The sequence below is a fragment of the Maribellus maritimus genome, assembly GCF_022267315.1.
In the GTDB taxonomy this organism is placed as follows: Bacteria; Bacteroidota; Bacteroidia; order Bacteroidales; family Prolixibacteraceae; genus Draconibacterium; species Draconibacterium maritimum.
Genome location: NZ_JAIKLE010000004.1, coordinates 18891 through 41406, shown reverse-complemented (window position 1 = coordinate 41406; position 22516 = coordinate 18891). Strand labels below are relative to the sequence as shown.

Sequence of the window (22516 nt, the reverse complement as noted above, 5' to 3'; positions counted from 1 at the left end):
TTTAATCCTCCAGTAATTTGTAAACGCTCTGTTTCAATTCATTCACAGTAAATGGCAAGCCTTTTACCTTATTGTATTGGTGATATTCAAATTGTGGCATTTTGTCCCGCAGATAGGAAGCAAACTGCCCAAGATTTAACTCACATACAATAATTTTTTTGAACTTACTGAATACATCAGCTGTATTTTTGGGAAGTGGTTTGATATAATTAAAATGAGCAAGGCTCACATTTTTACCTTCTTTTCTGAGTTCGCGAACTGTACTTATCATGTGCCCGTATGTTCCGCCCCAGGCAACAACCAAAACGTCTCCTTCATCGTCACCACATGTTTCCAAATCCGGAACCATGTCTACCACTCTCTCAACTTTCTCTTCGCGAATCTCAGTGTTTTTTTGATGGTTATCCGGATCATGGCTTACAGTACCTGTCTCATTCTTTTCCAGACCACCAATTCGATGCTCAAAACCGGCCATCCCCGGGAAAGCCCATTCTCGGGCCAGGTTTTCAGAATCACGTTTATAGGCCTGGAAACTCCCGGCGTCTTTTGCAACCCGTGGAGTAATCGACGGAAGTTCCGACATTTTTGGAATTCTCCATGGTTCACTTCCATTCCCCAAAAATCCATCAGTTAAAAGCAGTACCGGAACCATTCTTTCCAATGCAATTTTTGCTGCTTTAAAAGCATACCAGAAACAATCGGAAGGGGTACTTGCAGCCAATACAACAACCGGACTTTCACCATTTCGTCCGTACAAAGCCTGCATTAAATCTGATTGTTCTGTTTTGGTTGGAAGTCCGGTTGAAGGACCACCTCTTTGAACATTAACAATTACCAGCGGAAGCTCGGCCATAACTGCCAAACCTATGGCTTCCGATTTTAATGCAAGCCCCGGACCGGATGTAGTGGTCACGGCCAGGTCGCCGGCAAAAGAAGCTCCTATCGCCGATGTTATACCCGCAATTTCATCTTCCGCCTGAAATGTTTTTACACCTAAATCTTTTCTTTCCGAAAGTGCCGATAAAATATCAGTAGCCGGAGTAATCGGATAAGAGCCTAAAAATAGTTCCAAACCTGATTTCTCAGCGGCAGCAAGCAATCCCCAGGCTGTAGCATGATTTCCATTAATATTTCGGTATGTCCCTTTTTCAATATTTGCAGGATTTACCAAATAACTCGGAGTCATATGCTGCATGTTCATTCCGTAGTTGTAACCGTCATGCAACACCTTAACGTTTGACTCAACCACAACTGGTTTCTTTGCAAATTTATTTTTGATAAACTCTTCGATATAATCAAGTGGGCGATTAAACATCCAGCAAACCAAACCAAGCGCAAACATATTTTTACTTCGTAAAACACTTTTATTATCCAGACCAAAATCTTTTAGTCCTTCTTTGGTTAAGCTCGAAATTGGAACCGGAATTTTAAAATAATCATCAAGGTTGCATTCAGCAAATGGATCATCAGTTTTGAAATTCGCCTTATTTAGATTTTTCTCATTAAAAGCATCGGAGTCATAAATTATGGTACCACCGGGCTTCATAAATTTTGCATTTGCCTTAACTGCTGCCGGGTTCATCGCGATCAAAACATGAGCATAATCACCCGGAGTATTAATTTGTTTTTGTCCGAATTGTACCTGAAAACCTGATACCCCTCCAACCGTTCCCTGTGGAGCTCTGATCTCGGATGGATAGTCGGGAAAAGTCGAAATATCGTTTCCCAACAAAGCTGTGGCATCCGAAAACAACGTACCTGTAAGCTGCATTCCGTCACCTGAATCACCTGAAAATCGTATGGCGACTTCATCCAACTCAATTACTTTTGCATCCTTCATTTAATTATTCTTTATACATTAAAAACTTCAATTCAAAAGAAAAACGACCCCAAAATTAAAAGATTATAATTCCAGAATCGAATCCATAAATTTTTTATCACTAATTACGACAAACAAAAATAACCATTATTTAACAAGTTTGTAATGACATATTCAATTATTTAAAGGTTTTAATATATTTGAAACCAATTTAAAATTATTATAGATAGTGGCACTATTAAAGACTCTAAACGGCAAAACACCAGCAATTGGGAATGGTTGTTTTTTAGCAGAGACGGCGACAATTATCGGAGACGTTTCATTGGGAGATAATTGTAGTATTTGGTTTAATGCAGTACTGCGTGGGGATGTTCATTATATTAAAATAGGAAACAATACCAATGTACAGGACAACGCAGTGATACATGCTACATATAAAAAGTCACCAACCAATATCGGGAATAACGTAACCATTGCCCATGGAGCTATTGTTCATGGATGTACAATAAAAGATAACGTTATGATTGGTATGAATTCGGTAATTTTAGATAATGCAGTTGTTGAAAGTAATACGATTATAGCTGCAGGATCCGTTGTTACAAAGGGCACTGTTGTTGAATCAGGTAGTGTTTACGCCGGAATTCCCGCTAAAAAAATAAAAGAAATCAGTGAAGATTTGCTTGAGGGAGAAATTAACCGCATAGCAAATTCTTACGGAATGTATGCCAGTTGGTACAAATAAATTCTCAGTAATATATAATAACACCCAAATCTTTTAAAATAAAACAGATCAAACAATGCATCTTTTTAAAAAAATTAAAAACTTTTTTGACAAATATTTTATTTTATCAAAAAGATTTCCTTCTTTCGTATAAGAAATTGCAAAGCGCCATTTACGTGATAAAATAAAAAGATTATGAGCAAAAAAACAACCGTCTCTGCTGGAAAGAAGCATTCGTACCTTTTCCCTTTGATCATTGTAGGGATTATGTTTTTTGCCATTGTATTTGCTCTGGGAATCAACAGTTATCTGGTTCCGCTACAAAACAAAGCCCTTCATATTAGTGCTGCAACTGCTCTTGCCGGTTCCTTTTTGGTTGTATTTACACCGGCAGCCATCTCCATTTGTTTTATCTTTTTGATGGCACTGGGTTGTTCTTTAATGTGGCCTGCATTGTGGCAGCTGGCAATGGCCGACCTCGGTAAATTCACCAAAGCAGGTTCTTCGTTATTGGTAACCGCTATTGCTGGTGGTGCTGTTGTTCCAACACTTTATGGATTCCTGAAAGATGCTGTAGGAGCGCAAAATGGATACAGGACTGCTGTTCCATGCTTCCTTTTTATTTTCTACAATGCCATAAGCGGACATAAAATCAGAACATCTAATTAATAAAAAAACAATTTATGAAACCTACCTTATTGATACTTGCAGCAGGAATGGGAAGCCGTTTTGGTGGACTAAAACAGGTAGAACCTGTGGGACCAAACGGCGAAGCAATTATTGATTATTCGATTTACGACGCTATAAAAGCTGGATTTGGCAAAGTTGTTTTTATTATTCGCGAAAGTTTTGCTGATGCTTTTAAAGAAAAATTTGATAAAAAACTGCAGGGAAAAATTCAGGTGGAATATGTTTACCAGGAACTCGACAACCTTCCAAAAGGATTTACTTTGCCCGAAGGACGTGAAAAGCCCTGGGGAACTGCACATGCCATTCTGGTTGCCAGAGACGCAGTAAAAGAACCATTTTGTGCGCTGAATGCCGACGATTTTTATGGCTACAATGCATACAAAGTAATGGCCGATTACCTTTCTGAATCAAAAAAAGAATCAGAATATTCAATGGTAGGATATCGTTTAAAAAATACTTTATCTGATTTCGGAACAGTATCACGTGGAATTTGTGATGTTGATGGAGAAAAAAACCTCCAAAAGATTGTAGAAACAACTAAAATTCTAAAAAAAGGAAAAGAGATTGTTTCCATAGAAGAAGGGGGTATCGAAAACCAATTAACAGGAAATGAAATAGTTTCGATGAATAACTGGGGGTTTAAACCTGCCCTATTTAACATTCTGGAAGAAAAATTTATCGATTTCCTGAAAACCGAAATTCACAAACCAAAATCAGAGATGTACATTCCGTCGGTAGTTTTTGAATTGATTCAGGAAAAAAAGGTTGAAGTACAAGTTTTAGAAGCAAATTCACCCTGGTTTGGAGTAACATACAAAGAAGACAAACCTTTTGTAGTTGAAAAAATCAGGGAATTAATTAACAAAGGTGAATATCCCGAAAAATTATTTTAGTCATGTCATATCCTCTTTTTGAAATCGCCTCACAATTTAGTATCAACGGAACTGTTGAGAACATTGAACCCTTTGGCAACGGGCACATTAACGATACGTTTAGAATAAGTATTAAAGAAACAGGACTGTCGGATTATATTCTTCAGCGTAAGAATCATTATGTTTTTAAAGACATTGCCGGAATGATGGAAAACATCATCAGGGTAACCGACCATATTCGTAAAAAATTGGAATTGCGGGGAGTTGGAGAAACCGATAAAAAAGTCATCACACATATTCAGACTAAAACTGGAGAATACTTTTCAAAGGATGTTGAAGGAAATTACTGGGCGGTATTTCTTTTTGTAGAGGGCAGTCAGAGTGTTGAAAAGATAGAAAATCCGGAACATGCGTTTCTTGCCGGAAAAGGCTTTGGGCACTTTCAGCAACAACTTGCTGATCTTCCCGGAAAACCTTTAAACGAAACAATTGTAGATTTTCATAACATTGAATTTCGGTACCGGAATTTCAGAAAAGCTCTGGAGGTTAATTTTCAGAACCGAATTTCACTTACTCAAAAAGAAATTGATTTTGTTCTTGAACATGAAGAGGAAATGCACACATTAATCCGTGCACACAGGAACAATGAAATTCCTTCGCGAATAACACACAACGATACCAAAATAAACAATATTCTGTTTGACAGAGATGGTCAGATTCTTTGTGTTATTGACCTGGATACAGTGATGCCCGGATTGGTTCACTTCGACTTTGGAGATGCAATCAGAACCGCCGCCTGCACAACAGAAGAAGATGAAACCGACTTAGACAAAATTACTCTAGATCTGGAAATTTACAGATCGTTTGCCCGTGGTTTTCTTGAGGAAACAAAATCATTCTTAACCAAAAAAGAAATTGAACTTCTGCCTCACTCAGCCAAATTTATGACTTTTATTATGGGGCTTCGCTTTTTAACTGATTACCTGGACGGTGATGTTTATTATAAAATTAAACACGCTGATCATAACATCGAACGCGCCCGTGCTCAATTCCGGCTGGTTTCTGAAATTTCAAGAAAAGAAAATGAAATGAAAACAATCATCAGGGAGATAGTTTAAAACCCTGATTTTTTCTTACAAATGAACAGTGTGAGCCGACACTTCTTTTTCGAGAAACAAGGCTGCTTTTTCTTCAAAATTCTTAGCTACCTCTGTAGTTTGAAATTCGATTGTCGCATTTTTAGATATTTTTGAATCAATTTCCGGATGACGTACCAGGTAATCAACCAACTTTTCAGCGACAATTTCACCTTGTTCAAGAATACGAACTCCTTTGGGAACATATTTTTGAATAGAATTAATAAGCAAGGGATAATGTGTACAACCTAAAATCAATGTGTCAATTTCTTTGTCTTTAACGAAAATATTTTCAATATTCTTTTTAATAAAGTACTCCGCTCCTTCCGTCTCGATTTCGTTATTTTCCACAATGGGCACCCACATAGGACAAGCTTCCTGAACTGTTGATTTTACTCTTCCTTCTGACCATTTTTGCAATTCGATAGGGTAGGATTCGGAGGTAACTGTACCAACGGTTCCCAAAACCCCAACATGACCGTTCTTTGTAATCTCGGCTACTTTTTCAACACTGGGTCTGATAACCCCCAAAACTCTTCTTTCCGGTGCAATCTTTGGTAAATTGAGTTGCTGAATATTCCGAAGTGCTTTTGCTGAAGCGGTATTACACGCTATAATAATTAAGTGGCAATTTTGAGAGAATAAATACTTTACGGCTTCCAGGGTATATTCGTAAACCACCTTAAAAGATCGTGTTCCATAGGGATTACGAGCATTGTCTCCTAAATACAGAAAATCGTATTCGGGCAAAGTCTTTACGATTTCTTTTAAGACTGTTAATCCACCGTAACCGGAATCAAAAATACCAATCGGAGTTCGCTTCATTCAATTTATTTCAGTTATCTTTCTATTACAAGATTATAGGCATCATCGTAATATTTACCAAGATTCGACCAATCGAAATGAAGCGACGCTTCTTCGCACCGATACCTAAGGGCAATTCGCTCCCGACGTGACATCTGCACAAAAGCAAACAATTTGTTGGCAAGGTCTTCGGCAACTTCATAAAAATCACGGCCTCTGCGGTTTATTATATATAAACCTTTTGCGTCATTGTCGGATACTTCTTTTACAACGTAATCGCCAAATCCGGCCATATCGCTTGTTATCGAAGGCAATCCGCTCGCCAGACATTCAAGCGGGGTGTATCCCCAAGGTTCGTACATACTCGGGAAAATTCCCAAATGACATCCGCGAACAAACTGGTTATAATCCATTTTAAACAAAGGATTTGAAGTGGAGATAAAATCGGGATGATAAACCACTTTAACTTTATCGTGTCGGTTGTTAACCAGATTGGCAGTACGAAGAAAGTTCAATATTTCATCTTTTGCATCATCGATTAACGTGTGGGTAACAATTTTAGGTAGCTGATGTGTTTTCCAACTTTGAACATTCCTTCTTAATTTCAAGCGAAGATAGTCATCAACCAGCGCACTTAAATCAGGGAACTGGTATGGTCCATCCGACGAAGTAATCTTTGTATACAACTGTTTACCCACCTGTTGTTTTATTTCTTCGCAAACCCCACGAACGTCTTCTATTTGCGCTTTGGAATGCAAAACGTCAGGATTAAAAGTGTAAAATGGTCGTTTTGTTATAAAAAACGAAACAACTGTCATGTCTGAATTCGCCTGTTGCATTTTCCAGTTTAACCTGGCAAGGGCTTCCAAAGTCAAATCATATCCTTTGTTGTGGTATTCATATCTTCCTGAAGTAAAGAAATACAAGGTTTTATCCAGATCGAAGGAGTAGCTTTGGAAAAAATGCCCCATTACAAAATCGTGAATCTGCTCTTTTACCTGAACATGTTGGTTTTGAATTTGATGCAACGCTTCAAAACGTCTTATATTTAATCCGTTAGGCAAAATCATATCAGGAGTTCGCCCCAGCAAGTGGATACATTCCTTTCCGGTTACCTCACTTACTGTGGTAAAAACATGCGCACCATGAGCTGAAGCTCTTTCAATTTCTGCAATGGATTTAACATTAAATTTTGTTGCTTCCGCCTCCCAGTTGTAAAATGGCAAGTGATCATAAAACCGATGGTCATTCATTGCCAAATATCTCCCCAGAAGCGTTGCATGCGTAGTGAAAACAATTTTAATATTTAGATTTTCTTTTCTAATTCCGGGGATAGGCAGCCCCGCCATCCATTCGTGGAAGTGTGTAATTACCGGCCCCTCACAAAATTTGGTTGAACACAGATAATGAAAAAACTCTTTTACCTGGTAACCAAATGCAGCAACTTTGTCAAGAAGTTCATCGTTACCCGGCATCGATATATGAAAATCCTGCCACAAAAAATGTTTTATCTCGCCCAGTTTGTCGTAAACCGAATACGGGTTAAACAAAACTACATTAGGTCTTCCTGAAACAATCCATTGTCCATAGTAAACGTCAAAACCCCGCTCCTGCATTTTCAAAACGGCTTTACCTATTGGTGTGGAAAAATCGGTTGCAGGATCGAAATGAGCTGCCGCCTGTTCAGCAAAGTAAGGCCCTACTAAAAAGTAGTTGTCTTTTCCCCATTTTTGGATAACAGACGGAACCTTTGAACGAATAACTGTATAAATTCCTCCAACCTGATTGCATACCTCCCAGGCTATTTCAAAAAGCATTGTCTTTTCAGGAACATTCAGCACAACATTTTCATTTATCCCTTTGTCGTCAGAGTTCATAAGATCTTTAATTAGAATTCAGATTGACTAAATATAATTCTAAATCCGTTTCAATCCAATAATACAGGAATGTTTTCTTAAACAAAAAAAGCCACTTGTCTATACTGACAAATGGCTTTTCTTATTAAGTATCTTCTACTTATTCAATTCCTAGTTTTTTCTTTACCAATGGCAGCACATCAATGCTTTGATTCGATTTGTATATAACCGCATTAATATCAAAAACATAAATCATACCCTGTTCCTTTGCTACTTCCTCGACTGCAGTCTGGGCTTTTTTATATATGGGCTGGAGAACTTCGGCTTGCTTTTGCTGAATTTGTTGTTGTGCAGTAGCACGATAATTTTCGATTCTTTGTTGCAAATCCTGAATTTCAGTTATTTTCGCATTTCTTTTTACTTCAGAAGCTTCTTCTCCCAACTGTTCAAATTCGGTATATTTTTGCTGTAATTCGGTCTGCATCCCACCAAAAATTTCTTCTATATCGGCCTGAAAACCAGTCATTTCAGTTTGAGCTGTTTTACTTTCAGGCATTACCTGAACCAAAGCCTGCAAATCAATATGTCCGAATTTAAGTGTTTGCGCATTAATAGATGCTGTTGTACCCATCAACAGAATAACAGCAAAGAGTTTTAATAAATTTCTCATAGTCAATGTAGTATTAAATTTTTGGTCACAAATATAATTATTAATTATTTATATCCGAGTTTTTGCAAAACTTGATCACTGAGGTCGTACCGAGGATTTGTATAAAACAATGTCGTACCACCTGCCTTATCAAAAATCGTTGCATAACTTCCTTCATTCGCAATTTCCTGGACGGCATTGAAAATGTCATCCTGAATTGGTTTTACAAGCCCCTGGCGCTTTTTAAACAAATCGCCATTGGGTCCAAAATACTTTGCCTGAAGCTGTTTGTAATCTTTTTCTTTTGTTATGATTACGTCTTCGCGTTTGCGTTTCATATCTTCAGAAAGCAAAACACTCTCTGCCTGATAATCCTGATACATTTGTTCTATCTCGGCATGCATCGATTCCAATTCTTTTTGGTACTGAGACGACAATTGGTCGAGTTGTTCCTGAGCCGCTGTAAAAGCCGGAATATTTTCGAGTATATATTCAGAATCGATAAATGCGTATTTCTGAGCAGAAGATATTCCTGCTACCATTAAAATTACAGCAAATGTTAAAACTACTTTTTTCATGGCATTCTTAATTTAATTAACTGAAATTTCATATATCATATTTTGTGCCAAATCATTAACCACTAGAATTGCTGCCCGATAACAAAATGGAACTGGCTTCCGTTCTCTCCGGTTACACCTGGCACATCATCAAATCCATATCCCCAGTCAATCCCCATCAATCCGAACATCGGAAGGTAAATACGTACACCTACACCTGCCGACCGGTAAAGTTTAAACGGATTATAATTCTGGAAACTTGTATTTGCGTTACCTCCTTCGAGGAAGGTTAAAGCATAAATCTGAGCATTCGGCTTTAAAGTAATCGGGTAGCGCATTTCCATTGTAAATTTAGAATACATTTTGGAACCATTACTCGGGCTTAAACTATAATCTTTATAACCACGTAAGGAAACATAATCAGTCCCGTAAATGTTGTATCCCGACATACCAGAACCACCCACAATAAATCCTTCAAATGGCGACGGGATATTTTTATTATAATACCCCAGAAATCCCATCTCAAACGCTGTACGCAAAATTAACTTACTGTCTTTTGATAACGGGTTATACATCTGTCCTTTAAACAACCACTTGTGGTATTCAATCCACTTATATTTTTCTTCGTTACTAATATCATCAGAACTATAATCTTTACCTGACAATACACTAAACGGAGGTGTTAATTTTAATGACAATGAAAAATTAGAACCATTACGGGGATAAATCGGAGCATCAACAGAATTTCGGCCAAATACAGTTTTAAAACTCAGGTTGTTAAATGTTCCGTTTACATCTCCATTTTCATCCGCTAAGAAATAGAAGTAACTTCCCATATTCTGCAACCTGTAATGCTCCATCGACACTTCGTGATAAACCGTAAAATAATCATCAGGCCACGATAATCTGTATCCATATCCTAAGGCTAAGGCTGTAGTCTCCCAGATCTGATCATCAGAACTGTCACCATCATCTTCTGATTCGTAGTTATACTGATAACCATAATTTCCATAAGGCGAATAGCCATACCCACCATAGCCGTATGGAGAGTATCCATAACCGCCATATGGAGAATAACCGCCATACCCGTATGGAGAATAACCTCCGTATCCATATGGAGAATAACCGCCATACCCGTATGGAGAATAACCTCCGTATGAATTATAATTATTATAATATTTATTTGCGCTATAATTAATTCTGGAATGAGATAATGAAAGAGAGAATGAATTTGGTTTTTTACCTCCCAGCCATGGCTCAATAAACGATAAACTAATTGTTCGGTAATAGCGCCCACTGGTTTGGTAACGAAGACTTAATGTCTGCCCGTCGCCTGTAGGCAATGGTCTCCATGCTTCGCGGTTAAAAATATTACGAACGGAAAAATTAGCAAATTTTAAACCTACCGAGCCAACAAACATTCCTGCTCCCCAACCACCTGAAAGTTCGATTTGGTCGTTGGCTTTTTCCTGTAACTGATATTCAATATCTACTGTTCCTTCTTCCGGGTGTGGTCGGACATCGGGATTAATGGTTTCCGGATCAAAGTGCCCCAGTTGTGCCAATTCCCTGTATGATCGCATTAACAATGTTTTACTAAACAAATCCCCGGGATAAGTACGCAACTCACGGCGAGCTACATGCTCATGGGTTTTTGTATTTCCGGTAATAAGGACTTTGTTTATGGTAGCTTGTTTCCCTTCATAAATCCTCATTTCATAATCGATAGAATCATTCTCAATATTAACCTCAACCGGATCCAGGTTAAAAAACAGGTATCCTTTATCCAGGTACAAATTGTTTAATCCCTCGTCGTTATCAAACAAGCGCTTATCCAAAATCTTCTGATTAAATACATCGCCTTTTTTTATCCCGAGGGCGGCACTTAAATAGTCAGACGGATAGATCGTGTTCCCCACCCATCTGATGTCACCAAAGTAATATTTATCTCCTTCCTCAACATCCATATCAATATCGACCCTGGGTTTATCTCTTTTCCCCACTTCTACCTGCTTGACCGTATCGTCAACGATTACAGCATCGCGATAGCCTTTTTCGTTGTATTTATCAATCAGGGCAATTTTATCTTTTCTGTACTCTTCCCTGAGAAACTTTTTGGTGCGGAAAAAATTTCGCAAACTCCGTTCGTTGGTCTTTTTCATTGCCCGCTCCAATACTACATCGGTCAAAGCCTCATTGCCTTCAATTTCTATATTATTGACCTTTACCTTTTCCTTCTTATCGATATATATATCAAGAATAATACTGTTATTTTGCGTAGTATCATCTCTTTGAACAATATTGACCTCGGTATTCAAAAAGCCTTTCTCTGTAAAAATACCCTTAATGGTTCGCTCGGCACTATTCACCTGATGGTCAGTAACCTGACTCCCCTTTAAAAGGAGAACCTTTTCAGTTATATCATCTTTTTCCGACTTTGAAACTCCGTAAAAATTCACATCTGCGAGTCGTGGTCTTTCCTGCAGGTAGATATCAAGCCAAATCTGGTTATCTACAACTTTTGTAGCTGATATCTGAACGTCTGAAAACAACCCTTGCTGCCACAATTTTTTGATCGCAGTGGTAATTGTCTCTCCCGGCACTTCTATTTCGTCTCCAACTGATAGTCCCGATAATTGCACCAAAACTGTTTTATCCAGATACCGAATTCCTGAAACCTTAATCTCAGCAATGGTGTATTGTTTTGGGCTGGAATAATAAATTGAGAAATTGGTACTGTCGGCTACCTGTGCATACACGTTAGGCAGAGTAAAAAGCATTAAAAACAGTACGATTACAAATGGCTTTCGCATTCTAAACATATATTAATTAGCTATTTAACTGTTCACTTATTTTTCCAAATCTTCTCTCTCTGTTCTGGTAATTATAAATGGCTTCATATAAATCTTCCTCCCCGAAATCGGGCCATAATTTATTTGTAAAATACAATTCAGTATAAACAATTTGCCAAAGTAAAAAATTACTGATTCGTTGCTCGCCACTTGTGCGAATTAAAAGCTCAGGATCAGGATAATCTGCCGTCGCAAGATATTTTCGGAACAGTTTTTCATTAATATCTTCCGGAATTACTTTTCCGTCTTTGGAATCTTGTACAATATTTTTAACTGCTTCAAGAATTTCCCAGTGAGAACTGTAACTTAACGCAAGGATCAATCTTAACCCCGTGTTTGATCCCAGCATATCAATACAATTGTTTAGTTTTTTTCGAACCTTTTTTGGCATTTTAGAAATATCTCCAATAACACCAAGGCTTACATTGTTCTTCATTAATGATTCAGTTTCTGCTTCAACGGTTTGAACCAAGAGTGTCATTAATGCATCAACTTCATACTTCGGGCGTTCCCAGTTTTCGGTAGAAAAGGCATACAAAGTGAGAAATTTTATCCCGATCTGCCCCGCAGCTTCAACGGTGATACGGACGGACTCAACACCTTTTTCGTGGCCAAAAATCCGGGATATTCCCTGTTTTTTTGCCCACCGGCCATTTCCATCCATGATAATTGCAACATGTTTCGGAATATTGTTTCTATTTAACCTATCTCTGAACGATCCCATTATCTGTAAATCTTATCGTACGCAGGGCATGCTTCTTTCCCCAAATATATTTTGTATGTTAAATGAACCCCCAGATACCCCGACCAGTCGTTATTATGTAAAAAATCACTATACACTGTTTCCTTACCCTCATTATTTATAAAAGCGAGCGGGTCGTCAAGATTATCCAGTTTATCAACAAAATGTTTTCTCATTAAATATTCTATTCCAATTCCTAATCGTTCTCCTAAATGTGTTTTTACTCCCATTCCGAAAGGCAGTGACAATGCCACTGTCGATTCATTAATTACCGTCATCCCTTTATTGTGGTTCTGATTGAATGCGTAAATCAACGCAGGATCCACTTCGTAAGGAAAATACATTACGCCAATTCCACCTAGAATATATGGAGAAAATGGCGTTTTTTTATCCCCAACCCTGTATTTCAGAAAATTAATCTCAGCCTGTAAAGAGATATCCTGCACACCTTTTTTAAACTCCCACGGTGTTTCTTCTATTGAACCTTCTGCTCCGATATTGCCCGTTAAAAACATAGCACGCAGGCCAACTCTTGGGTTGAAATTATATCTAAAAAATGCTCCAAAATTTGGTTTGAACGATTGAAATGGAGTAACATCTTTTACATCTCCAATGTAGGTTGATGTTCCACCCCAAATCCCTATGTCAGCTGTTTTTTGTGCAAAACCTGAAACAGCCATCAAAACTGTTGCTGCAATTCCCAATACTATCTTTTTCATTTGGTCTACGTAATTGTTTGTTATTACAATAGTTTCAGGCATAAACAAAATTCAAAATATTCATAAAAAAGCAGGAATAAAACCGGACAAAATTGTATGTTTCCAGACATAAAAATCAATCAAAAAAACACAAGAACCGAGCCCCGAAAACCCCTCGCAACCAATTGAATATCAATGAACTAAAGCTGAATTCCTTTTGCACTCTACAGCTTTCAAGAGGTACAAAAGTAATATAATTCTAAAAATAACATACCTGAATGTTATTATAAAACCCAAAGAAAGATTAAAAATTGTTAAGCTTGAAAATTTTAATTGCGTTTATCAACCCCCCACATAAGCTTGTTTCGCAATGTTTTAAAGAAAGTCAGTTCGGGAAGTTGTAATGTTTTAAGTTTAAAATCTGCCTTCTTTACCGTAATTGTTGTTGAAAATTCTACAGGTACCGATCTAAAATCGAGAGATGTAAGATAATTGGTTCCTCTTCCATCCACTTTTAACCTTATATTGTAGTTGTCGGGAACTACCAGCGGACGAATTGTTAGGTTATGCGGGGCCAGTGGTGTTATTACAAAATTTTCGGAATCGGGTGTAAGAATAGGACCTCCAACACTTAAAGAATAAGCTGTTGAGCCTGTGGGTGTTGCGACAATCAGTCCGTCTGCCCAATAATTGTTTAACAACTCCTTATCTAGATAGGCAGAAATATTAATCATAGATGAAGTGTCGGTTTTTAAAACAGTTACTTCATTTAGTGCGAAGTTAAAATCCAGATTTTCACGTCCCTGAAATTCAACCTGAAGCATAGAACGTTCAACAACCGAAAAGTTGCGATTGAATATTTCGGTTAATGCGTCGTTCATCTGTTCATGGGAAATATCCGCCAAATATCCTAAACGCCCGCTGTTTACTCCAACCACCGGGATATCGAAATTCCGAATATTTACCACCGAATGTAAGAATGTTCCGTCGCCTCCAACGCTAAATATAAACTCGTTGGTTTCATCAAAATCGATATATGAATGAAAAAAAGAGTTGTAATATGGCGTAACATTAATTTCTTCAACTAAAAATGAATAAAAGGGCTTATACAATTGAACCTCAATCTTATTTGTTTTTAAAAAAGTAAAGAATTCGCGGATAACAGATACAAACTCATCAGAAACCGAAGTACCATAAACAGCAACTTTCATTTGCATTGAATCATTTAAATGTTCATAAATTTCATGAATTGGTCAAAACGATCTTTATATAAATCATTTAACATGGTGTGGTCGAGGTAAACCGCCTTAACATTATAATCATATCTCATAAATGCCTGAATCAACGGCGACAAATCTTCTTTATCGAGTTTCAGGATGACGTCGAGATTGGAAGTTCCCGGTTCCCGATTCAGAAACATACTTAAAATTTTAACATCATTGCTCTCAACAATCTGACTTATATGAGCCAAAGAGTAATCGTTTATATTCATTTCGAGAGTAATAACCCCGCCTATCTCCTGCAATGAAAATAAACGGGCAAATCTTCTGGCTAAATCGTACAATGTTATTGCACCCAAATAATAATGTTCAGTATCGAGAACAGCAATTACACTTAACTTGAGTTTGTACATTAAAATAGCCACTTCAAAAATGTGTTGTTCTTTGTGAACATGACTCGTATTCAGCTTCTCTATTTCCATTTCGATTGGTTTATCGATCAAATCCAAATCGTAAATCATTTTATCTGAAACCAATCCTACATAGGTTGAATTGTTAACCACAGGAATATGCGAAACCCTGTATACATCCATACAACTCAATGCTTTTTGTCCTTTTTCAGAACTAGCTATGGAAGGCACTACATCCGATATTAAACTCTCTGCCAGCAATTCTTTACTTTTTTAATTTAACGTTTCAAATTGAAAATTGTAACTTGCGTCGTTAATATTTCTATTTAAAATGACAAGACTTAGTGTAAATATAAACAAAATAGCAACACTACGAAACTCCCGGGGAGGAGCGGTACCCAGTGTAAAAGACGCCACCATAAACTGCCAAAAATTTGGTGCACAAGGAATTACAATTCATCCCCGTCCAGACGAAAGACACATTACACGCAAAGACGTATATGAAATAAAACCTCTAATAACCACAGAGTTTAACATAGAAGGTTACCCCAGTAAAGATTTTCTGAAAATGGTTATGGAAGTCCGGGCCGATCAGGTTACTTTGGTTCCTGACACACATTACCAGCTAACCAGCGACCACGGATGGGATACATGGAAAAATCTGGGTTTTCTGAAAGATGTTATTTCGGAATTAAAAGAAAACGGTATAAGGACTTCCATTTTTGTGGATGCAAATCCGTCGATGATTGAAGGTGCCGCGGAAACAAAAACCGACAGAATAGAATTGTATACCGAACCTTATGCATCGTTATACCCCATCAACCGAAGTAAAGCAATTGAACCGTTTGTTGAGGCTGCGAAAGTTGCCGATTCGCTGGAGATAGACGTAAATGCGGGACACGATCTAAATCTTGAAAATCTGAATTACATGTTCAAACATATTCCAAATCTCAAAGAAGTTTCTATCGGACATGCGTTGATTGCAGATGCACTCTATCTTGGACTTGAAACTACCATTCAGAAATACCTGGAATGTTTGAAATAAAATTATCCCAAACAATTTTAAAAGTTTGAAGTTGATTAACAAAAGAACTTATATCGTATAAAAAGCATCACTGTTTTATGGACTTATTTTATCGGAAAAAAGGAAAGGGAGCGCCTTTGGTCATTATTCACGGTTTGTACGGCTCATCCGACAACTGGTTAAATATTGGAAAAAGACTGGCTGAAAGATACACCGTTTATCTGATAGACCAGCGCAATCATGGCCGTTCTCCGTTTTCCGACGAACATACTTTTGATTCCATGAAAGAAGATTTAAATCTGTTTTTTGAAAAACACGGTATCGAAAAAGCAACACTTCTGGGTCACAGTATGGGAGGAAAAACAGCCATGTGGTTTGCAGCCGACTATCCTGAAAAAATAGAAAAATTAGTAATTGCAGATATTGCTCCAAAAGACTACATGCAGTTAAAAGAAGATAGTCAGTTTTATCTCCATCAGAATATTTTACTGGCTATGCAAGACATCGATTTTAATGAAATAGAAATAAGAAACGATGTAGAGGAGCGACTGGCAGAGAAAATCGATGACCAAAGAATCAGGCAATTCCTGCTAAAAAATGTTGCGAAAGATAAAAAAACCAAACGTTACAAGTGGCGAATTAATGTTGAAGTTTTGTATGAAAACCTAGATGAAATTGTCAGTGGTGTTAATAAAAATTGGCTCGAAGACAGGATTCCAATAACCAGTTACCCTGTCATTTTTATTCGCGGAATGAAATCGAGATATATTTTGCCTGAAGATGAAAAACTCATCAAGGAAATTTATCCGGAAGCAACCATCGTTGATATTTCTGATGCAGGGCACTGGCTTCATGCCGAGCAACCTGAAAAATTTATGAAAGCCGTGATGTTGTGTTGTTAAAACAATTGGGATATACTGCAAAACAAAAAAACTTCACCGGTTATAAATTTTGGTAATCGCTTTCAAAAATTCAAATTGTCTGCTTTTTAACTGTTTCCACCGAAAGCGCCAGCCCCAGTTTCCACTGGCTGTTCCGGGAGTATTCATTCTCGCTTTCGCTGCCAGTTGCAATATATCCTGAAAAGGAACAATTGCTGTGTTGGCTGTCGAAGCCCATGTCATTTCAATTATATTTTTCACTGCTTCTTTGCCGGTTCCTCCCAAATACAATTTCACCAGCTTTTTTTCCTTTCCTTTTAAAGCTTTTAACCAGCCCAATGTCGTATTGTTGTCGTGTGTTCCGGTGTACACTACAAAATTTTGAGTATAGTTGTGTGGAAGATATTCGTTTGTGGCGTCTGAGCGGAAAGCAAACTGCAGAACTTTCATTCCGGGTAATCCAAAATCAAGCCGCATTTTTTCCACTTCAGCTGTAATAAGCCCCAAATCCTCAGCTATCAGCGGCAAATGGCCAATCTGGTCATTAAACTTTGACAGCATTTCGTAACCTTTGGCAGGGAGCCACTTGCCATTTCTTGCCGTTTTTTCGCTTGCCGGTACCGCCCAAAATGATTCCAACCCTCTAAAATGATCTATCCGGATTTCATCAAATAAATTCAGGTTAAAATGCAAACGGGCCATCCACCAATCATAATCACGTTCTTGTATACGTTTCCAGTCAAAAACCGGATTTCCCCACAACTGTCCGTCTTCGCTAAAATAATCGGGAGGAACGCCTCCAACTTGTTTGGGCCTTAATTTTTTATCCAAAATAAATATATCAGTATTTGTCCAAACATCAGAACTATCAGTTGAAACATATAAGGGCATATCGCCAATTATTTTGACACCTTTTGAATTTGCATACTTTTTTAATACAAACCATTGTCTGAAAAACTGAAATTGTACAAACTTCCAAAAATTTACATCAGATTCAAGCTTTGTCTGGAACTTATGAATCCCCACAGGTGTTCTGAATTTTAATTCATCAGGCCAGGTAGTCCATTGTTCATCCTTAAAATGGCTTCTGGCCGACATAAAAAGAGCAAAATCCTTTAGCCACCAACTGTGTTCCTTTAAAAAAGTCTGATATTCACTGTGAAACTCGCCATAATTATTTGTCTGAAATTTCCGGAATGCTTTATACAAAAGTGGCAATTTCCATTTCTCAATATTTGCGAAGTCCACTTCACCGGAATTAAAACGGGGACTGTTTTTAACATCGTTTTTATCCAGCAGACCTTCATCTGCTAACTTCTTTGAATCAATCAAAAAAATATTTCCCGCAAAAGCCGAATAACACTGATAAGGTGAATTCCCATACCCCACTGGTCCGAGGGGTAAAATCTGCCATATCTTCTGACCGGCTTCCGCCAATAAATCAACAAAACGAAATGCGTCTTCTCCAAAAGTTCCAATTCCTTCACTGCCGGGTAACGATGTCACATGCAGCAAAATTCCACTTCTACGCTCCCCCATTTTTATATTTATTTCTAAATTCGTTCAAATGATCGGCGGTTTCTCTGACAATGCGCTGGACGGCAAGTCCATGGTTTAAATCCGGAATAAAAGTCGGCTCATCATCGCCGGTAAAAAAGCAATAGTGAGCATGAACCATGGAACGAAGCCACCCCGGCGGAACATGCCCGGAAGGAAAACTGGTTACCGGTTTGTAATTGCTGCCCACCATTTGTTTTACCCACTGATTAGTTCCTTCTTCATAATATTCATAGTATTCCGATTGCTTTGAAGAATATTTTAATGCTCCTTTTTCAGCATAAATTTCAAGATGCACCAAATCGCCGGTCCCGGAACTAATACGGCTTGCCGACATATTTCCTACAGCTCCGGTTTCAGGTTCTACCATTGAAAGTGAACTAAATAAATCAGACCCTGACGGAACATCGTCAAAATTTCCTCCTTGCAAAGCACCGGTAATCTGAAGCTCTTCCCCCATAAAAGCCATCAATAAACTAATACCGTGCGACCCCAGATCGGCCATGGCACCACCATCGGGCGCCGGTGTTAAACGGGTTACACGCTTTTCGCGGTACGACGATTGCAAATAATCACCATGATAATATTTTAAATCGAAATGGATAGGTTTCCCCAACTTTCCCGATTTCCAGAATTTTAGGGCTTCGCGTACCGACGAAGTTTGCAAGTATTGAAACCCTACCTGGATTTTTACTTTCCCGCCAAACTCATTCAAAAGTTGTTTCATTTCCTCTTCTTCCTGCACTGAAGAACAAACCGGCTTCTCGAGATAAATATATTTTACATTTGGCATTTGCAGTGCCTGCTGAAAGTGTTCAAAATGAACCTTGTTTGGGCCTAAAATAAAAACTGCATCTATATTTTTATTTGTAGCGAATTCCGCTACCGACTCAGCTTTTGAAAAACCAAACTTTTGAGCAAAATTTTCCCGGCTTTCTTTGCGCACCGACGCCACCGATTCAAATATTAATTTAGGAACTTCACTATAATAATATTTTAATGCCTGGATGGAATAGGCGTGCGCTCTTGCTATTCCACCGGCTCCCAGAAATCCAATATGTATTTTTTGCATAAAACCTATTTTCAAATTTTTTCCAAAAATAATGATTTGAAATCATTCCACTTCAAATATCAATTACTCTTGAAAAATGTTTAGTTTTAAATGAAATAAAAAGATACGGCAAATTCAGCTAACCAATGAAAAAAAATGCATTCATATCAATTTTATCTTTTTTGTTCATGTCTTTGTTTGTATGGAATTGCTCAATTAAAGAAACAAAATGGAAAGGACAAGCTCCGATACAAAGGGTAAACACGGAAACACGCCCTGTTCAATATCAACTTAAAAAAACATTTAACCTGGGAGCCGGAATTTTTTGTTCCAATAATTTCGAGGGAGCACGACTAAACGGAGCTGTACTCACCCATGATACTTTGCTTACAGTTTTAGTCACTCCTGAAAACACACCGATAAACAGCAGTCCGTGGTATGCATTTAAAATATGGTCGGAGACACCAAAAAATGTAAGGCTAAAGATCACTTACAACGAAGGAGTAAGTCACAGGTACTACCCCAAAGTAAGCAACAATGGAAAGAACTGGAAGAAGATTGATTCGACTTTGTATTTTTTGGATTCTGTTTCTCTGGCAAAAGAAGAAAGCCCAAAGTTTTGCGAAATGAATCTTTCGCTGAGTTCTGACACTTTGTGGATTGCTGCGCAGGAACTAATAACTTCAAAACAAATCAACAGTTGGGCGATGAAGCTGGCGGAAAAGCCCTTTGTTTCAATGTTTGAAATCGGCAAAAGTTTTGAAGGCAGGCCAATCAATGCAATGCAAATCGGGAACCGGGAAAATAAAAAATTGATCATGGTTTTATCGCGGCAACACCCGCCGGAAGTTACCGGCTGGCTGGCAATGAAATGGTTTGTGGAAACACTTTGTTCTGAAACGAAAGTTGCAGAAGAATTCAGAAATGAATATACCACATTTGTTGTTCCATTAGCAAATCCGGATGGTGTTGATAACGGAAACTGGCGTCATGGCTCAGGTGGAATTGATTTAAACCGCGACTGGGAGAGTTTTAACCAACCCGAAACGCAGGCTATTCGTGACTTTATGAAAACCACGGTGAGCAAGGGTGGAACGTTTTACTTTGGAGTTGATTTTCACTCCACATTTGAAGACATTTATTATACCGTTCCGCCTGAACAAAAAGGAAATATGCCCGGACTGGTTCCCGATTTAATAACAGCCGTTGGTGACGAAATTCCCGGATATGAGCCCAACATCCGTCCCAGCGATATCAATGAACCCAAAATAAATTCAACAAAATATTTCTTTTATGAATTTGGAGCAGAAGCAGTAACCTACGAGATTGGCGATGATACTCCAAGAGAACTAATTCAGAAAAAGGGAAAGACTACTGCTCTCAATCTAATCCGACTAATGCTGAAAGAATAGTTTTGTTCAGAAATTAACAAAATAAAAGTTATTGACACTCAGCAAAATTCGCTTTAATCACCCAACGAAATAATGCAAAAAGCCGGTAACAAAAAGAACAAAAGTTAATTTTTTTTGCCAAAGTTTTTTGGTCCCGATTATCCGCATGAATTCAAATCATAAGGCATTAAACCAAATACCCACTACGATTTTTTAAAGTAAACTTATTATTAATATTTTTGGGCAAATCATATTACAAGCATATTTATAATATACTTTTGTAAATAGTAAATCTGTTAGTAGAAAATATCTTTAAAATGGGGGTTGTAAGCGTATACTTTCTTGTCCTTTGTATTTCCTGCTGACAAAAAAAGTTTTAATAACTAACCGAATCCGGATTTTTATCTGGAATTATGTTGAATAAAGTTATGAATATATTTTTAACCGGTGGGCTCGGATTTGCGGGTCAATATCTCGTTTATGGCCTTTTAAAAAAGGGATATAACGTTATACTACTAGGTAGATCTAAAGATGGAAATTCCCTTGAAGGACGAAAATCAGTATTAATAAAAAATAACCAACTAGTCAATCCCGAATTTCAAATTGATAAAAAGCTATTCAGGAACTTAACACTACTGGAAGGAGATCTGTCTCAACAAAATTTTGGACTTTCAAAAAAAGACAACGAGATTTTAGAAAATACTCAAATAGATGAAATTTATAATGCTGCAGCAATTTTACGATATGAAAGTAAACATCGCGCTTTGTGCCAGCAGATTAATGTTGAAGGAACGCGCATGCTGCTTGATTTAGCGGTAGAGAAAAAAAGTCGGTATATTCAAATATCAACTGCATTTATTACCGGTAGTAAAAATGGAAATGAAACACTGGTAGAAGAAAAATTTTATAATTCCAATAGTTTCCCAAACGTTTATATCGAAAGCAAAGCGCAAGCAGAGGAGCTCGTAAAAAAGTGTGGAGAAGAAAACAACATCGATTATTTGATTTTTAGACTCCCCGGATTGCTTGGCGATTCCAAAACAGGATTCTCAAATTCAATTTTTGGATTTTATGAATATATGGGAGCTTTGGCAGCTCTTCAGTCAAGAGTAAAAAAAGATGAAAAAGTCATTCGCTTTTGTGCTCCTCCCACAGGTGCCGCAAATATTCTTCCTACAGATATAGCAGCACAGTGTATTTTAACAATTTGCGAAAGAAAAGATTTTCCCAATCCTATCTTTAACATTACTGACAGTCATCCCTTAAGCCCCTCCTATTTAGCTGAAACGTTAGGAAAACTTTATAAACTACCTATGCAACCAATTGAAAAGAGGGAACAGTTAACCGACGAAACCAGAATTGAAAAATTATTTTCTCGTTTAACCCGCCAAAACGCTGTTCTTGTTAATCATTGTTACAATTTCGATAGTAAAAACGCCGAGAAATATTTAGGACACGAAGTTTCTTACAACTGGGACAAATCAATCCAATATTTTGCATTGGTAAAAAAAGGATATGAGAACTATGTTCTGAATAAATAAAAACCATCTCAATTCAATGAAATGGTAATCTATTTTTAGTTTCGT

20 protein-coding genes are annotated in these 22516 nt (G+C 37.6%); 8 read left to right on the top strand and 12 right to left on the bottom strand.

Annotated elements, in window-relative coordinates; translation table 11 throughout:
• Nucleotide 1 precedes the first annotated feature (1 nt).
• Nucleotides 2-1840: a 2-oxoacid:acceptor oxidoreductase subunit alpha gene (locus K5G00_RS04840; RefSeq protein WP_238764666.1), complete on the bottom strand. Its 1839-nt coding sequence runs from the start codon at nt 1838-1840 to the stop codon at nt 2-4.
• Between the two features lie 208 nt (nt 1841-2048).
• On the opposite strand from K5G00_RS04840, the gene K5G00_RS04835 reads away from it, so the two are divergent.
• The 4 genes from K5G00_RS04835 to K5G00_RS04820 all read left to right on the top strand — a co-directional run bounded on the left by K5G00_RS04835 (nt 2049) and on the right by K5G00_RS04820 (nt 5220).
• Nucleotides 2049-2561 carry a gamma carbonic anhydrase family protein gene (locus K5G00_RS04835; protein ID WP_238764664.1) on the top strand — a complete coding sequence of 171 codons (513 nt, stop codon included), beginning with the start codon at nt 2049-2051 and terminating at the stop codon, nt 2559-2561.
• A 174-nt stretch (nt 2562-2735) separates the two neighbouring features.
• A complete protein-coding gene (locus K5G00_RS04830; RefSeq protein WP_238764663.1) occupies nt 2736-3209 on the top strand; it encodes an MFS transporter in 474 nt (157 codons plus the stop codon).
• A gap of 14 nt (nt 3210-3223) precedes the next feature.
• Complete coding sequence (locus tag K5G00_RS04825) at nt 3224-4123, top strand: nucleotidyltransferase family protein (RefSeq protein ID WP_238764662.1); 900 nt, start codon at nt 3224-3226, stop codon at nt 4121-4123.
• 2 nt (nt 4124-4125) lie between these two features.
• Nucleotides 4126-5220, top strand: coding sequence for a phosphotransferase enzyme family protein (locus K5G00_RS04820; protein WP_238764661.1), 1095 nt, complete (start codon nt 4126-4128; stop codon nt 5218-5220).
• Between the two features lie 15 nt (nt 5221-5235).
• Here the strand turns inward: K5G00_RS04820 and murI are convergent, their stop codons facing one another.
• From murI to K5G00_RS04775, 9 genes are all read right to left on the bottom strand, one after another.
• Nucleotides 5236-6063 (bottom strand): glutamate racemase, encoded by an 828-nt coding sequence (gene murI, locus K5G00_RS04815; RefSeq protein WP_238764660.1) that lies wholly within the window; start codon nt 6061-6063, stop codon nt 5236-5238.
• A 14-nt stretch (nt 6064-6077) separates the two neighbouring features.
• A complete protein-coding gene (locus K5G00_RS04810) occupies nt 6078-7919 on the bottom strand; it encodes a glycosyltransferase (RefSeq protein ID WP_238764659.1) in 1842 nt (613 codons plus the stop codon).
• Between the two features lie 139 nt (nt 7920-8058).
• A complete protein-coding gene (locus tag K5G00_RS04805) occupies nt 8059-8568 on the bottom strand; it encodes an OmpH family outer membrane protein (RefSeq protein ID WP_238764658.1) in 510 nt (169 codons plus the stop codon).
• Between the two features lie 44 nt (nt 8569-8612).
• On the bottom strand, nt 8613-9125 hold the full coding sequence (locus tag K5G00_RS04800; protein ID WP_238764656.1) for an OmpH family outer membrane protein: 513 nt from the start codon (nt 9123-9125) through the stop codon (nt 8613-8615).
• 62 nt (nt 9126-9187) lie between these two features.
• Entirely contained in the window at nt 9188-11917 is a 2730-nt protein-coding gene (locus K5G00_RS04795; RefSeq protein ID WP_238764655.1) for a BamA/OMP85 family outer membrane protein, read from the bottom strand.
• A gap of 16 nt (nt 11918-11933) precedes the next feature.
• Nucleotides 11934-12680: an isoprenyl transferase gene (locus tag K5G00_RS04790; protein ID WP_238764653.1), complete on the bottom strand. Its 747-nt coding sequence runs from the start codon at nt 12678-12680 to the stop codon at nt 11934-11936.
• Nucleotides 12680-13417: a type IX secretion system protein PorG gene (porG, locus tag K5G00_RS04785; RefSeq protein ID WP_238764651.1), complete on the bottom strand. Its 738-nt coding sequence runs from the start codon at nt 13415-13417 to the stop codon at nt 12680-12682. Before porG ends, K5G00_RS04790 begins: the two co-directional genes overlap by 1 nt.
• 308 nt (nt 13418-13725) lie before the next feature.
• Nucleotides 13726-14607 (bottom strand): NAD kinase, encoded by an 882-nt coding sequence (locus tag K5G00_RS04780; RefSeq protein ID WP_238764649.1) that lies wholly within the window; start codon nt 14605-14607, stop codon nt 13726-13728.
• 14 nt (nt 14608-14621) lie between these two features.
• On the bottom strand, nt 14622-15287 hold the full coding sequence (locus K5G00_RS04775; protein WP_238764648.1) for a CBS domain-containing protein: 666 nt from the start codon (nt 15285-15287) through the stop codon (nt 14622-14624).
• A gap of 70 nt (nt 15288-15357) precedes the next feature.
• Here K5G00_RS04775 and K5G00_RS04770 point away from each other — a divergent pair, with 70 nt between their 5' ends.
• Complete coding sequence (locus tag K5G00_RS04770; protein WP_238764647.1) at nt 15358-16071, top strand: pyridoxine 5'-phosphate synthase; 714 nt, start codon at nt 15358-15360, stop codon at nt 16069-16071.
• 77 nt (nt 16072-16148) lie between these two features.
• On the top strand, nt 16149-16952 hold the full coding sequence (locus K5G00_RS04765; RefSeq protein WP_238764646.1) for an alpha/beta fold hydrolase: 804 nt from the start codon (nt 16149-16151) through the stop codon (nt 16950-16952).
• Nucleotides 16953-16985: 33 nt separating this feature from the next.
• Here the strand turns inward: K5G00_RS04765 and malQ are convergent, their stop codons facing one another.
• The gene (gene malQ / locus K5G00_RS04760; RefSeq protein WP_238764645.1) at nt 16986-18470 is read right to left on the bottom strand and encodes a 4-alpha-glucanotransferase; all 1485 of its coding nucleotides are present in this window, start codon (nt 18468-18470) and stop codon (nt 16986-16988) included.
• Nucleotides 18457-19560 (bottom strand): Gfo/Idh/MocA family protein, encoded by a 1104-nt coding sequence (locus K5G00_RS04755; protein WP_238764644.1) that lies wholly within the window; start codon nt 19558-19560, stop codon nt 18457-18459. Before K5G00_RS04755 ends, malQ begins: the two co-directional genes overlap by 14 nt.
• Nucleotides 19561-19685: 125 nt before the next feature.
• Between K5G00_RS04755 and K5G00_RS04750 the strand changes: the two genes are divergently transcribed.
• Nucleotides 19686-20951: a M14 family metallopeptidase gene (locus K5G00_RS04750; RefSeq protein WP_238764643.1), complete on the top strand. Its 1266-nt coding sequence runs from the start codon at nt 19686-19688 to the stop codon at nt 20949-20951.
• A 407-nt stretch (nt 20952-21358) separates the two neighbouring features.
• Nucleotides 21359-22471, top strand: coding sequence for an SDR family oxidoreductase (locus K5G00_RS04745; protein WP_238764642.1), 1113 nt, complete (start codon nt 21359-21361; stop codon nt 22469-22471).
• Nucleotides 22472-22516 lie beyond the last annotated feature (45 nt).

Bases quoted from the DNA above. Each gene is read 5' to 3' on its own strand.
- K5G00_RS04780 (WP_238764649.1), bottom strand. From the start codon at position 14,607: ATGAAAGTTGCTGTTTATGGTACTTCGGTTTCTGATGAGTTTGTATCT.
- malQ (WP_238764645.1), bottom strand. From the start codon at position 18,470: ATGGGGGAGCGTAGAAGTGGAATTTTGCTGCATGTGACATCGTTACCC.
- K5G00_RS04795 (WP_238764655.1), bottom strand. From the start codon at position 11,917: ATGCGAAAGCCATTTGTAATCGTACTGTTTTTAATGCTTTTTACTCTG.
- K5G00_RS04800 (WP_238764656.1), bottom strand. From the start codon at position 9,125: ATGAAAAAAGTAGTTTTAACATTTGCTGTAATTTTAATGGTAGCAGGA.
- K5G00_RS04825 (WP_238764662.1), top strand. From the start codon at position 3,224: ATGAAACCTACCTTATTGATACTTGCAGCAGGAATGGGAAGCCGTTTT.
- K5G00_RS04810 (WP_238764659.1), bottom strand. From the start codon at position 7,919: ATGAACTCTGACGACAAAGGGATAAATGAAAATGTTGTGCTGAATGTT.
- K5G00_RS04770 (WP_238764647.1), top strand. From the start codon at position 15,358: ATGACAAGACTTAGTGTAAATATAAACAAAATAGCAACACTACGAAAC.
- K5G00_RS04745 (WP_238764642.1), top strand. From the start codon at position 21,359: ATGAATATATTTTTAACCGGTGGGCTCGGATTTGCGGGTCAATATCTC.
- K5G00_RS04805 (WP_238764658.1), bottom strand. From the start codon at position 8,568: ATGAGAAATTTATTAAAACTCTTTGCTGTTATTCTGTTGATGGGTACA.
- K5G00_RS04840 (WP_238764666.1), bottom strand. From the start codon at position 1,840: ATGAAGGATGCAAAAGTAATTGAGTTGGATGAAGTCGCCATACGATTT.
- K5G00_RS04750 (WP_238764643.1), top strand. From the start codon at position 19,686: ATGAAAAAAAATGCATTCATATCAATTTTATCTTTTTTGTTCATGTCT.
- K5G00_RS04790 (WP_238764653.1), bottom strand. From the start codon at position 12,680: ATGGGATCGTTCAGAGATAGGTTAAATAGAAACAATATTCCGAAACAT.
- porG (WP_238764651.1), bottom strand. From the start codon at position 13,417: ATGAAAAAGATAGTATTGGGAATTGCAGCAACAGTTTTGATGGCTGTT.
- murI (WP_238764660.1), bottom strand. From the start codon at position 6,063: ATGAAGCGAACTCCGATTGGTATTTTTGATTCCGGTTACGGTGGATTA.
- K5G00_RS04830 (WP_238764663.1), top strand. From the start codon at position 2,736: ATGAGCAAAAAAACAACCGTCTCTGCTGGAAAGAAGCATTCGTACCTT.
- K5G00_RS04820 (WP_238764661.1), top strand. From the start codon at position 4,126: ATGTCATATCCTCTTTTTGAAATCGCCTCACAATTTAGTATCAACGGA.
- K5G00_RS04765 (WP_238764646.1), top strand. From the start codon at position 16,149: ATGGACTTATTTTATCGGAAAAAAGGAAAGGGAGCGCCTTTGGTCATT.
- K5G00_RS04755 (WP_238764644.1), bottom strand. From the start codon at position 19,560: ATGCAAAAAATACATATTGGATTTCTGGGAGCCGGTGGAATAGCAAGA.